Here is a 12,807-nt window from a genome sequence, read left to right on the forward strand (position 1 = left end):
GTTGCTATGAAACATATTTCATAGCTTTGCTATCTTAATGCTACTGACTCACTTCCCATCGATAGATTTCCATCGAACCAAGCTCCGGGGGGGAAGACCTTCTCGCTCCGCGTACGGTTGCTGAATAGTGGTTCATTAGATCACTATCGACTGTTGCCGCCGCTTCAAACAAAACCTGCATTTGCGACTGACTCGCTAGATTTCTGACCCCGGCACTCACAGAGCTGCGTGTTGTCACCCCCAGAGGCGGCTGCTCCAAAAAAGCAAAGTCACGTAACACACCTGACGCTGGCTGACTCAGAACAATAAGGTCTTCCGCCCCCTCTGGCTCAGGGATCAGCTCTAAATCCAAAGTAAACTCTTTACCGGCTTCAAGGCGATTAGCCTCGCCAGAATGCTCAGGAAAAAACTGCATAATTCCGTATCTGCTATCTTTATAAAGAACACTGACATCTTGTGACTTCTTTGAGCGATTCTTTATTACCAGATGAACACTATCCCCCTCATGAAAAACGGGGACCTCAGTCGTGGGGTACGGGCTTTCTTTACCAGCAACCTTTATGGTCATTTCGATATTTAAAGGTGATTGTTTGCCCGCCCTTCCCTGATTCACAAGTTGTCGCAGTCTAATAATATTTTCACCTTTGGCTATTCGCGCTAACCCGCTCGCGACAGGTTTAACTATCGCCTCGAATAGAGAGGAGCTTCCATGTGCAAAATCTAAATTCAATAGCCGCTGCCTTGAACGTAAGTCAGAGCAGTTTTTAAACTCTTTAGCTGGTAGACCCTGCTGTTGACAGGGTAAGCTTTGATCTGCAGTTAAAAACCATAACTTATTCTCAAACACAGACACCCTAAGATCGGCAACCTCACCTGCTTTCCAATATCTCAGCATCGGATTGGCAGTCGTCGCTGCTTTAACTGCTTTATCAAGGTCGAGGACTTGAGCGTCAGTCATCGTCGCTGAAGCGACCGGCTTAACCGTCATAGTGAACCCCAAGACTGGATCTTTCATCACCGTAAAGACTTTTTGCGGTAACGCTTTCTCAGTTGCCCCAACGACGCGTGCCACGCTAGATAAAGGACTCGCTTCCATAATTTTGGCATGACCTAAAAAGTCATCCTCATCAAGCAGTGCCGAACTGTATAAATTAATCAGTGAGCCTTCGTTGTAGTTATGTAATTGTCCGGCGGAGACCGAGATAGTCTTTTTATCTTTAGCTACATTAGCAGTCAGCACAGTAGTGCTGGCAAACTCTTCACCAAAAACAGGTGTATTTAAATTAGTGCCGCTAATCAAAGGTTGCGTACTTCTAAATGGCATCAACCGATATTGATTCAATATGTACTGCCCCAATTGGCTATAACTTATGCCTCGATGCTTAGCTAAAGCATTCATCATCGTATAGGTCAGCAGACCATGGAACTTCCTATCCTTGGCGCCGCGGGGCAACTTCATTTCCGGGGCCGTTTGTGTCGCCTGAGCAGCAGAAAAAGCAATTAAGTTACCTCGAAATCCATCATTTGCACCGCTGTCATCAACGATTGAAAAAGTTGCCTGCTCACCAATAGTTTCATCCTTCCAGCCCCGTGATGATGACGAATCACCCACCGGAATACCCAAGACGGCAGAATCAACCTGGCGAAAACGAACTTCACCAAAACCGCCGCCTCGCGTCATTGTGCCTGAATGGCAACTATCGAAAACAACCCAGACATCAGCACCCTTATCTCGAATACGGTCTAGATAGAGTGCCATATCATTATCCGTTATCGCATTTTTTACAGAGCCTATATACTCATCCCAGCCTGCTGCATCGGAGGGTAAGAAAATCTCATCCAACCCGTCTGTTTCCGTATTACTTACAGACTCCGCTGGCTGACGGGACCCATGTCCAGCAAAATGTAAATAAATGAAGTCTCCCTTCCTGGCGCCACTTACTAGTTTCTCAAGGCCATCTACAATTGACTGTCGGGTCGGTTTACCATCGGCAAAATCGCTCTCACTCAACAGCGTGATATTTTCAACACCAAAGCCTCTACTCAGTAACACTTGGCGTACTAATGCGGCATCATTCTCAGGCCCTTCTAAATCTGCACCCTCTAGGTGAGGGTATTGAGTCACGCCAACAAGCATCGCTTTATTCGTTGCGAATGCAGCACTTGCCCAAAGCATTACTATAAAAAACAGAGGAACTATTGCAATTTTAGAATTTTTTTTCATTTTCAAGTTCCCTTCTTATTAACATCACGAGGCTAGTAACAAGAAAATATTTGCAGTGTAGAAGAGGAAAAATTTTTACGCCGGATGTGTGTGGGGGGTGAGGCAGGAAAAGGGGTCGAATAGATCTCAACCCCACAGTTCAATTAATTAGTATAAAGCGTGTAGTCATTATAAACATCGCCCAGATTTTTAATTCTCACTCTAAACTTACCAGTCCAACTTGGAGTCCAGCGACATAGCATCTGATCGGTTCTATCCGTATCAGAACAAATTAAATTCCCATCTTCATCATAAATAAACAAATCTAGATCAGTATCGCCATCGCCCTCTACATATACCTCAGCTCTACGATCTCCTTTAAATCTCATTGTATACGTATCAACTGAATCAGCTCGAACCCGGTCATCATGCCCATTAACAGCACCACCTATCCGGCCACGCTCTTTGATATCTCTCACATCTTCAATTAACGCTAACAATCCTGCGTTATCGCCCGCCAGCTCCGTTGCACGCTCTAGCAACTCACTCGCAGACAAACTCACACCACTGTCCTTGTTAGAATCTTCACCCCCTTCCGAGGTTTTCTCTGCCTGAACCGTTGTGATAGCTACCCCTTTTCGTAATTTTGCGGCAGAAATCAAAAGCAAAGCATCTTCTTGAGCCAGACCCAGAGCTGCCAGACTCGAGGCAGTATTTAACTGAGAAACCGCTCCAGCATCGGCTTTAGCCTCAGTATCCACATTCATCCCCGCAGATGCGGGATTAGACGCAAGCACTAGTGCAGAAAAAGAAACGATTGCCATTTTGTTTTTAAGCAACTTCATATAATTATCCCTTTACTATCATTAACTTACTAAGAGTATCCAAGAACAGTCTCTTTCAAAACAACTACTCTGTATTTTAGCAACCGGAGCGCAACATTTTCAGACCAGTTACAGCATAGATGATACAAACCTACCAAAAGTCTTTGAATAATATAACTAATATAAATAAAAAAACAATTACACAAATAACTCCAATACCTGATTTCCCCCAATAACGAAGCACAATCTCTCACGCATCTCTTAAACTTTCGTATAACCCCGTTAAGTTAAAAAGATATAAAGAATTTTATAAAATAAATTTTATAGCACCTCTCTAAGGTTAAACTGTGGTATTAACTCTAAAAAAATTCAGCCTAAACCTTTTTATATCTACAGCTAACACAGTAATAAAAAACTATTCAGTCAGACATTTTAAAATAAAGATCTCCCCTAACTCCAAAATGATCTGACATATATTTATTATCTTCAAACACAGGAGCATTGGCAAAGATAGAATATTTAGTTTCAACAGAAAACGGTAAATTATGATAAAAACGATCTAAGCGACGACTCGGCTCAAACCAATATTTAGTCTGCTTAGCCCAATAGTTTCTTTCAATGTCATAAGTTGGCTTATCTTGATACTCATCCTTAACCGCTAAATCATAGAATGTACGATTCAAAACAGATTCTTCAGGTGATCCATTTCCGAAATTAAAATCTCCACCAATCAATAGATAAGCGTCCTCTTCAACAAATCCGATAATCTTCTCTAGTTGCTGTTCTCTCAGCCAATCATCATCAAGAGGGCTTTCTAAATGAACATTTACAATGTTAATCTGATCTTTTGAACTTGGTAATTCAAGCTGAACAATTAAGGCCTTACGCTGCATATTAGATTGAAGAACCAGTACTTTAGACATTTCTGGGAGCTGCTTGGTAAGAGTAATATTTTGATAGTTAGCGTTTTGATCGGATTGAGCTAAGTTGTATTTAGCTGATAAGGGGTGCTGCTTCATAAGTTCTATGAAGTATGGTGTAACTTCTTGCAATAGCAATATATCTGCATCCTGCCTGTATAGTTCGTTAAGAATCAGAGGGTATCGCCGGTGACCAGTACTACCATCAAACCACACATTCCAGGAGATTATGCTCAGTCCCTCTCCTGCGTGGGATATTTTTAGTCCATAAGCATTGAATACAACGAATAATATAATAAAATATTTTACTATAAATCTTTTCAGCAGTACTTTTCCACGCATTTACTTTACTCTCAGTACTTATTTTAGACAGACTTATGGATATTTAATACGATTCAACTTAAGCAATAAGCCAAAGTAACACTGATTATTTTCATATTCCACTTCCCTAACAAAAGACTCTTGCGAATAGAAAAACCCATACACAACATTTATGGAAACTCTAATACCTACAACTCTCAATTGTATAATAAATAGCCACACTAAAAATTAGTCTAGTTTAAGAGATATATCTCTATTATGAATAATTATGAGAAAATATAGGCATAGACTAATCATTTATTTTTTCCACAAAAAAACAAAATAGAAAGGAAATAAAATTCCTAGCACCAAAAGAGACGTTATAAAACAGCACTGCATCAACTCAGACTGAACCTGAGATTGTGATTCACAACACCGGATCATTAACACTAATCGCTGACACTAAGCGGCATCACAAAGCCCACCGGCTTTTTGAACAACAGCCGAACAGGGTCATCCATCAATATTTCTACGCGGCTGCCACGGTATTGGTGCTTGTATCTTCATATGAACTATAGCCTCAGAACGAGCCCTTCATCACTGAATGCAGGGGAGGCTAATGACTCCTTAGACAACCTTTAGTAGTCTTCTCATCTTCTCAAGAGAGGCCTCCAATGACAATGCAGGTAATTTGCCATGTAACTTTAGAAATAAAGCAGCCTGAGTGAAGTAAGGCTCAACCCCAGTAAAATCGCCTATCAATCAACATTAAATAAAATAATACCCTGTTTAAGCATCAACCCCATCCAGCCCCTTGCCTCCCCCTCAAAAGCAGGCTTTAATTAGCCATTCAAAACATCGCTACTTAAGGTTTACTGATTTGTCGAAGTTTCATCGTGTAGCTAAAGAACCTCTGATGCAGTGGCATGATGCCATCGCAGGTATTATCACGGATGGTGTTAACGACGATGCATTGGATAACCTGATGGATACCATGCGCAGGATTGTTGATGCCGATGGCAGCACGCTCATCGTCTACCCGAGAAAAGGGCAACCATACTGCCCTTTTCGAAAGCGACGTAAAGGTGAAGACCCTCGAATTCATATCGACCACTATATTGAAAGCGCCTACCTGCTTGATCCATTTTATCGACTAGCCGTCGACAGCCCGGCAGAAGGTGTATTTAGCCTCACCGATGTCGCACCTGGGGCATTCAAGCAGAGCGAATTCTACCGGGTTTACTATCGCTTGGTTAATTTTGGTGATGAAATCTGTCTGATCGTGCCGACTGAGAATGCCAGCATTCAAGTGTCCATTAGCCGCCAGGATGACAAACCAAAATTTACCCTGGCGCAACAAGCACTGATACAACGTATCTTCTCTACTGTGAAGGCCATTCTACTGAAGTGGTGGGCAGGATCACAGAACGAGCAAAAAGAGCACTTTCTCGATTCTCATCTAGAATGCGCCCTGAGTAATTTTGGCAGTTCAGTTCTAACCCAGAGAGAGACTCAGATATTACAACTGGTACTGCGTGGCTATGCAGTAAAATACATTGCAGAGAAGCTGGAAATTAGTCCGGAGACCATCAAACACCACCGGAAAAACATCTACGCAAAGCTAGATATCAACTCCCAGGCGGAAATGTTTCATCTATTCATTGATTCATTGCGGATGGTAACCGCAGACTCCCCTCCCGATCCATTAACTAATTACCTGAAGCCTCCTACTACTAAGCCTCTTTAACAATCGTTCTATACCGAGACACACTCAGGTCCCGTGATACACGGGGCTAGCTGCATCATAATTAGACATCAGACTTCCGCTTATGCTCTGAACGCTCTGAACGCTCTGAAACGATTCAAACACCTTTTAATCATCCAGCTAAAGTGACTACTGTACAAGATCACTTGCCGCCGATTTCCAGTTTTATATTTCTAAAACTGAAAACATGTGCTTCAATAATCACTCAAGGAAAGAGGAATTATGTTATGGCCTACCAGTTCACCATCACGGAATGTGGTGACTACCTAAAAGTTGAAGTACATGGATCGAGAAACACCTCTGATGTCACCCATGAATCTTTACATATGTGGAGCACCGTTGCTAAGCGATGTAAGGAAAAAAACGTCAACCTGATTCTCGCAGTGTTCCACCTATCAGGAATGCGCAATATTATGGATACTTTTAATATTGTTGAAGGAGTCCAAGAGTGGCTGTGGCCTGAGCTGGCTATCGCTTACGTCGATATGGATCCGCAAAGCCGTAAGGAAAATACGATTGCGGAGCAATCTGCCATGATGCATGGGATCAATTTTCGCAGCTTTATCTCCGAGGAAGATGGTATTCACTGGCTAACGGCCCTGCACTCTACTCACCGACACTAAAACAAAAAAAGCTGCTCATAGAGCAGCTTTTTATTTCTGGCTAAGCAATTTAACTCAGCGTTATGAACCAAAGATCAGATTAGGTAGCCACAAGGCTATCTGTGGATATATAACCACCAGCGTCAATCCAATAACCTGCAATATGATAAACGGAATAACCGCTTTATACAGATCATAGATAGTAATCGAGGGCGGCGCCACCGATCGCATATAGAAGAGATTATACCCAAAGGGAGGTGTCAGATAGGCTGTCTGCATACTGATAATAAACAGTACTGCAAACCAGACCGTATCGAAGCCAAGTTCCTGAACGATTGGAACAAACAACGGCACTGTGATGAAGACAATAGCGAAATCATCCAGAAACATCCCCAGAATGAAGTAGGTTGCCAACATCGCCACAATCACCATGTAAGGCGACAGGCTAGACTCTTCCACCAACTCAGTAATCAACATACCGGCACCCAGGCCAATATAGATCTTACTAAAGAATACAGCAGCAAGTGTTATCCACAACAGCATACCCATCAGCTGAGTGGTGCTCATTAGCACTTCTTTCAGCATCTTCACATTAAGAGTGCGATAGATAGCAGCACAGACCAGCGCCCCTGCCGCACCAATAGCTGATGCTTCAGAAGGTGAAGTCACACCACCGATAATAAAGCCCAGTACCGTTGTGATCAGTGCACCCGGCAGAATCAGCGCCTTCAACGCTTTTATCTTATCTACCGCACCAAGACGTTCTGACAAAGGGATGGTAGGTGCTTTTTCCGGGTTCTTTAATGCGAACAGGAAAATATACACCATGTAAATTACAGCCAGCATCAAGCCTGGCATCATACCCGCAGCAAACAGCTTACCCACCGACTCACGGGCAAGAAATGCATAGACAATCATCAAGACACTCGGCGGGATCAGAAAGCCCAACGCTCCGCCAGCCATAATGGTGCCTGTCACAAGTTTCTTATCATAGCCACGCTTCAGCATGGACGGTAGAGCAATAATGCCCAAACTCACCGTTGCAGCACCAGAGACACCAGCCATCGCAGCGATAATCGCGCAAATGATCACTGTTCCCATGCCCAAACCACCAGGGATACCACCCATCAGCTTATTGATCATATCGAACAGATCATCGGTAATACCGGAACGCTGCAACATCAGCCCCATGAAAATAAACATAGGTAGTGCTACTAGCAGGAAGTTATCCATAGCCGAGAAGGAACTGGTTGCCAGCAGTTCAAGGCCGGCAGGACCCCACAAAAAATATGCCGAGCCTACACCCACGGTTAGCAGTGCCCAGGTTAAGGGAGCGCCTATTGCTAACAGAATCAGCATAGAAAAAAACATGCCAAAGGTAACCAATAAGGGATCTAGATCTAACACAAAAACACCTTTGCTTTATAGAAGGTCTGATCGGTAAAAACAATATTTACCGGTCAGACAGAGGGACTTACAGAGCCACAATCAGGACAAGGACAACAACCAGAATCAGACTTGCGGTTCTGGCTGTACCCCGATAACAATCATTGCACTACGAATCAGCGCAGCAATGCTCTGTAAAATCATCAGGCCAACGGCCAGAGGGAGTACAGACTTGAATGGGTATACGATTGGTCCCCAGGTGCTTTTCGATGAAACCTCTCCAATCGCCCAGGAATCTGCAGCGAAATTAAAGGATATGTAGAAAAACACTGAAAACACAACCAAACCGATCACACCAGTAATCACATCAAATACTGCTCGAACCCTTTCAGAGAACAAGTTATAGATAACTTCACTGCGAACATGGCCATGATGTTTATGCGTATAAACACCCGCCAGAATGCAGAAAGTACCGTACAGCATAGTTGTCGACTCGTGTGCCCACGAGGTGGGGCTGTTAAATAGATAACGTGCCGACACCTCGTAGCAAAGTACTGCAATCATGACCAGACACAACCAACAGAAGGTCCGGCCGACCCACTCAGATACCCTGTCTTGAAAAGCAAGATATTGAGAAAGCTTTGACATTAGACTCTCCCGGTAGCCTTAGCCGTCGCTGTAATAGCTTCAATTGCTTTAGCATTACGTGGCGATTTAGCTCCTTCCTCTTTCCATACGTCCATTGCTGCAGCCGTCAGCGCTTTAGAATCAGCTTCAGGAAGAGAAGCAAACTCGAAGATACCTTCGCCGTTTACATCCAGGCAACCGTTTACATTCCAGGCATGCATGTTCTTTCCGTGCTTTTCGGTAGCCAGTTCAATAGCCTTCTGCTGATCTGCTGACATAGAGTCCCACTTCTTCATGTTGATCAGCATGCCATCAGCATAACCAGGGTTGATCATGTTCAGGTGGGTGTAGTACTTAGCAGACTCATGCAGTTTCAGGGCTTTATATTCCAGAGAACCGCCATAAATAACGCCATCGATAGCACCGGTAGACAGGGCGATATAAAGCTCCTGGCTTGGCAGGTAAACCGTAGGGATACCGAATTTTTCCAGAATTCCGGCAACAGTAGCGGTTGCGCGAATCTTCATCTTTTTCAGATCTTCGAGGCTCTTAACTGGCTTAGTCGTCAGCAAATCATATGGACCACCGAAAATAGCACCCAGATATTTTACGCCCTTCTCTGCGTAAGCTTCTTCCAGAAGAGCCGTCAGGCCCTGCTTCTGCTGCAGATAGATAGCCTCATCATAGCTAGTCCATGCACCTGGAATACCAGACTCGATCTTGGCAATATCAAGTTGACCAGCCCAGTAGCCAGCATAACCCTGGCACATGTCCAGAGTACCTTTAGATACCGCATCCAGCATCTGGTCATTAGGAACCAGTTCAGAACCACGGAAACGCTGAATACGTACAGTTTTGTTAGAAACTGTTTTTACGTCGTTAGCAAATTCTTTGTATAGATCATCGGTTTCTGTTCCATACAGAGTCTGCATCCGCAAACGAACCGAATCACCCGCCTGGGCAGTTGTAGAGGATAGAGCCAATGGTGCAGCAGCAATACCAGTAGCAGCGACTTTAAGCAGATCTCTTCTTTTCACTATCGTCTTCCTTTTATTATATATTTCTGATGGCTAAGGTCTTGGTCAGCTCACTGCTCTTCTAATAAGTTAGAAACAGCAATAACCGTCCTGATAACTCGCCTACCTCTTAGCGGGTAGATGTGCGTTATTTTTAACACCATTTTTTATAAATAGAAAGAAGCCCCTGTTCGAACAAGCCTCAACTCTCACCTTAAGCCCACTCCATTTGCGGTATAAAACAGGCCGTTGAATAGACGACCTAACGCCGGACAAATCAACCCTAATCCATTGTTTTAATGACATTAATCAATAAAACCAAAAACTCTGAACAAACAAATATGGTGACGTTTATTGTAGCCCATTTTCAGGCCTACCCCTTTCAGGGGATGATAGGCGTTCGATATTAGGAACAATTATCTAAACAGGAATTTTGTATCATATTTACATACCCAGCAGAGCCTCTGCGCAGTCTATATGAAATATGCCATCAAACAATTATCTCCCCTTTTCTACTATTTCAATAGAGCCCAGACACCGACTTGAGACTGACAAAAAAACATCTCTGCTACTAGAGGAATAACTGTAAAGTCTCACACCAAACCCGTAGAATCACTCACCATACCAGTCAATAAAAACACTTCCAGATCTGGTTCCTTTTTTACTAATCTGATTCAGTACCCGATTTAAGTGCCGGGAACTAACTAAGGTCACAAAAGACCTCAAGGAACTCTGATGTCTCAAGCATTACTTCTTGCGCCAACCGGTGTCGGTGCAGGTCTCACTACTGCCGTATTAGGTCTCTTCCAGGCGATGAACAGGCAGGGAATTAAGGTACATTTTTTCAAGCCAATCGCACAAGGTAATGGCAAAGATAGCTCAACGGTGATGTTAGAAGGCGATTGTACTTCCCCTATTGCGGAACCTGTGGCAATTCGTGAGGCGGAACACCTCGTTAGTCAGGATAAGGGCGACCAGCTACTCGAACAGATCGTTGCCCGCTATGAACAAAACCTGCCTTCCGATAATGAAGTTGTCATTATTGAAGGCATGGTACATACCGAAAGCCAGCCTTTCGCTACCCGTATAAACAAAGAGATTGCCAAAGCACTGGACGCTCAGGTGGTGCTGGTTGCGGCTCCAGGCAACGACAGTATCGAAGCCTTGCAAGATCACATTGATATTACAGCCCGCGCTTATGGCGGTATCAGAAACAAGAAACTGCTGGGCTGCATTATTAGCAAACTAGGAGCCCCAGTGAACCGGGAAGGCTATATGCAGCCATTTCTTGGTACCAGTGGCACCGTGACTCATAGCCTTACCGCAGAAGTGATCCGAGAACACGCAACAATTTTTAATGATCACCAGTTCCGTTTACTCGGCTGCATTCCCTGGAACCGGGACCTTATTACGCCCAGAGTCAGGGATATTGCTCAACACCTTAATGCATCCGTGATTAATACCGGCGAAATTAAAACGCGCCGGGTAACCCGCATCACTATGTGTGCCCGTACCGTCGCTAACGCTGTCAATGAACTGCGTCCCGGTGCATTGATCATTACCCCGGGCGACCGTGACGATATGATTGTTGCCGCCTGCATGGCTGCTGTTAATGGGATTGAACTGGCCGCCCTCGTTCTCACCGGTGGATTTATGCCCTCCGCTGCAGTGTTAAAGCTCTGTGCTGGCGCATGTAAGACAGGTTTGCCAATCATCAGTATTGAGCAGGATAGCTGGCAGACCGCTATTGCGATGACTCAGCTGAATCAGGAGACACGGCCCGATGATCAGGCGCGCATCCGGGATATAAAGGAAGCAACCGCTGCCCATATCAATCGTGACTGGCTGACAACGCTGGTCGATGATAACTATCAACGTCGCCTCTCTCCTCCAGCATTCCGGTATCAATTGATCAATCGCGCCCGTCAGGCTCAAAAAACAATCGTACTTCCGGAAGGCAATGAACCCCGTACTGTCAAAGCCGCTGCAATTTGTGCTGAGCGCGGTATCGCTCGCTGCGTTCTTTTAGGCAGCACCAAAGAGATAGTACAGATCGCTAAGAATCAGGGGGTCTTACTCAATGATAATGTTTTAATACGTGACCCTGAGCTCATCCGCAAAGACTACATTGATCGATTAATTGAACTACGAAGTCATAAAGGGATGACTGAAATCATCGCCGAAGAGCAACTTCAGGATAATGTTGTTCTGGGAACCTTGATGTTGGAAATGGGCCACGTAGACGGTCTCGTTAGTGGCGCTGTTCATACTACGGCTAATACTATTCGCCCTCCGATGCAATTGATAAAAACCGCACCCGGGTGCAATCTTGTCTCATCAATCTTCTTTATGTGTCTGCCAGAGCAGGTATTGATCTACGGTGATTGCGCCATCAATCCTGATCCTAACGCAGAACAGCTGGCTGATATCGCTATTCAATCAGCAGAGTCGGCCGACGCTTTTGGCATCCCTCCCCGGGTAGCGATGATCAGTTACTCCACAGGCGCTTCGGGTCAGGGTGTTGATGTCGATAAAGTAAGAGAAGCCACTCGTATCGCCCGGGAGAAACGCCCCGACCTGCTAATCGATGGGCCATTGCAATATGATGCAGCGGTCATGGAGAGTGTCGCCAAGTCTAAGGCTCCCGATAGCGATGTTGCAGGTCAGGCAACTGTCTTTATATTCCCGGACCTGAATACTGGCAACACTACCTATAAAGCTGTTCAGAGAAGTGCAGATGTGATCAGCATCGGTCCGATGCTACAGGGAATGCGGAAGCCCGTTAATGACCTTTCCCGAGGTGCACTGGTCGATGATATTGTCTTCACTATCGCTCTAACCGCCATACAAGCAGGCGCCTGTGAGGTTAATTAGATAACCAGGGTCGCCCAAAACGACAAAAAAAAGCCGCTGTAAATACAGCGGCTCTAAAAAGGACAATCTCTATTCAAAGCTTTGAAGGGGAAATTGGCCACAGCAGTTGAACACCCCAGGACACACTTAGCGGTTATATTTATCTGAGTGAGAGAGCAGATACAAAATACTAGCCAGCTAATACCCGAGTTATTCAGTAGGCTATTATATAAATCCTAGTAATTTAGTCAAGTATATTCCCATGTTTCATTTCTCCTTAAATTTTAGTGCGTTCCATCCACAGTAAAGTG

9 protein-coding genes are annotated in these 12,807 nt (G+C 44.5%); 3 read left to right on the forward strand and 6 right to left on the reverse strand.

Annotation, left to right across the window (positions count from 1 at the left end; all coding sequences use genetic code 11):
- Window positions 1–40 precede the first annotated feature (40 nt).
- The 3 genes from AMJAP_RS11180 to AMJAP_RS11190 form a co-directional block, all read right to left on the reverse strand.
- On the reverse strand, window positions 41–2,224 hold the full coding sequence (locus AMJAP_RS11180) for a caspase family protein (RefSeq protein WP_019620479.1): 2,184 nt from the start codon (window positions 2,222–2,224) through the stop codon (window positions 41–43).
- Between the two features lie 143 nt (window positions 2,225–2,367).
- Complete coding sequence (locus AMJAP_RS11185; protein WP_019620478.1) at window positions 2,368–3,048, reverse strand: hypothetical protein; 681 nt, start codon at window positions 3,046–3,048, stop codon at window positions 2,368–2,370.
- 398 nt (window positions 3,049–3,446) lie between these two features.
- Window positions 3,447–4,289 (reverse strand): endonuclease/exonuclease/phosphatase family protein, encoded by an 843-nt coding sequence (locus AMJAP_RS11190; protein ID WP_019620477.1) that lies wholly within the window; start codon window positions 4,287–4,289, stop codon window positions 3,447–3,449.
- Between the two features lie 838 nt (window positions 4,290–5,127).
- Between AMJAP_RS11190 and AMJAP_RS11195 the strand changes: the two genes are divergently transcribed.
- Together AMJAP_RS11195 and AMJAP_RS11200 are read left to right on the forward strand one after the other, a co-directional pair.
- The gene (locus AMJAP_RS11195; protein WP_156815103.1) at window positions 5,128–5,994 is read left to right on the forward strand and encodes a response regulator transcription factor; all 867 of its coding nucleotides are present in this window, start codon (window positions 5,128–5,130) and stop codon (window positions 5,992–5,994) included.
- Window positions 5,995–6,239: 245 nt separating this feature from the next.
- Window positions 6,240–6,635, forward strand: a complete 396-nt coding sequence (locus tag AMJAP_RS11200; protein ID WP_019620475.1) for a hypothetical protein — start codon at window positions 6,240–6,242, stop codon at window positions 6,633–6,635.
- A 60-nt stretch (window positions 6,636–6,695) separates the two neighbouring features.
- On the opposite strand, the gene AMJAP_RS11205 is transcribed toward AMJAP_RS11200, so the two are convergent.
- The 3 genes from AMJAP_RS11205 to dctP all read right to left on the reverse strand — a co-directional run bounded on the left by AMJAP_RS11205 (window position 6,696) and on the right by dctP (window position 9,664).
- Window positions 6,696–8,021, reverse strand: a complete 1,326-nt coding sequence (locus AMJAP_RS11205) for a TRAP transporter large permease (protein WP_019620474.1) — start codon at window positions 8,019–8,021, stop codon at window positions 6,696–6,698.
- 105 nt (window positions 8,022–8,126) lie between these two features.
- On the reverse strand, window positions 8,127–8,648 hold the full coding sequence (locus AMJAP_RS11210) for a TRAP transporter small permease subunit (protein ID WP_019620473.1): 522 nt from the start codon (window positions 8,646–8,648) through the stop codon (window positions 8,127–8,129).
- On the reverse strand, window positions 8,648–9,664 hold the full coding sequence (gene dctP / locus AMJAP_RS11215; RefSeq protein ID WP_019620472.1) for a TRAP transporter substrate-binding protein DctP: 1,017 nt from the start codon (window positions 9,662–9,664) through the stop codon (window positions 8,648–8,650). The genes AMJAP_RS11210 and dctP overlap by 1 nt, the downstream gene beginning before the upstream one ends.
- A 714-nt stretch (window positions 9,665–10,378) precedes the next feature.
- Here dctP and pta point away from each other — a divergent pair.
- Window positions 10,379–12,517, forward strand: a complete 2,139-nt coding sequence (gene pta, locus AMJAP_RS11220) for a phosphate acetyltransferase (RefSeq protein ID WP_019620471.1) — start codon at window positions 10,379–10,381, stop codon at window positions 12,515–12,517.
- The last annotated feature ends 290 nt before the right edge of the window (window positions 12,518–12,807 follow it).

This window comes from Amphritea japonica ATCC BAA-1530, assembly GCF_016592435.1.
GTDB lineage: Bacteria > Pseudomonadota > Gammaproteobacteria > Pseudomonadales > Balneatricaceae > Amphritea > Amphritea japonica.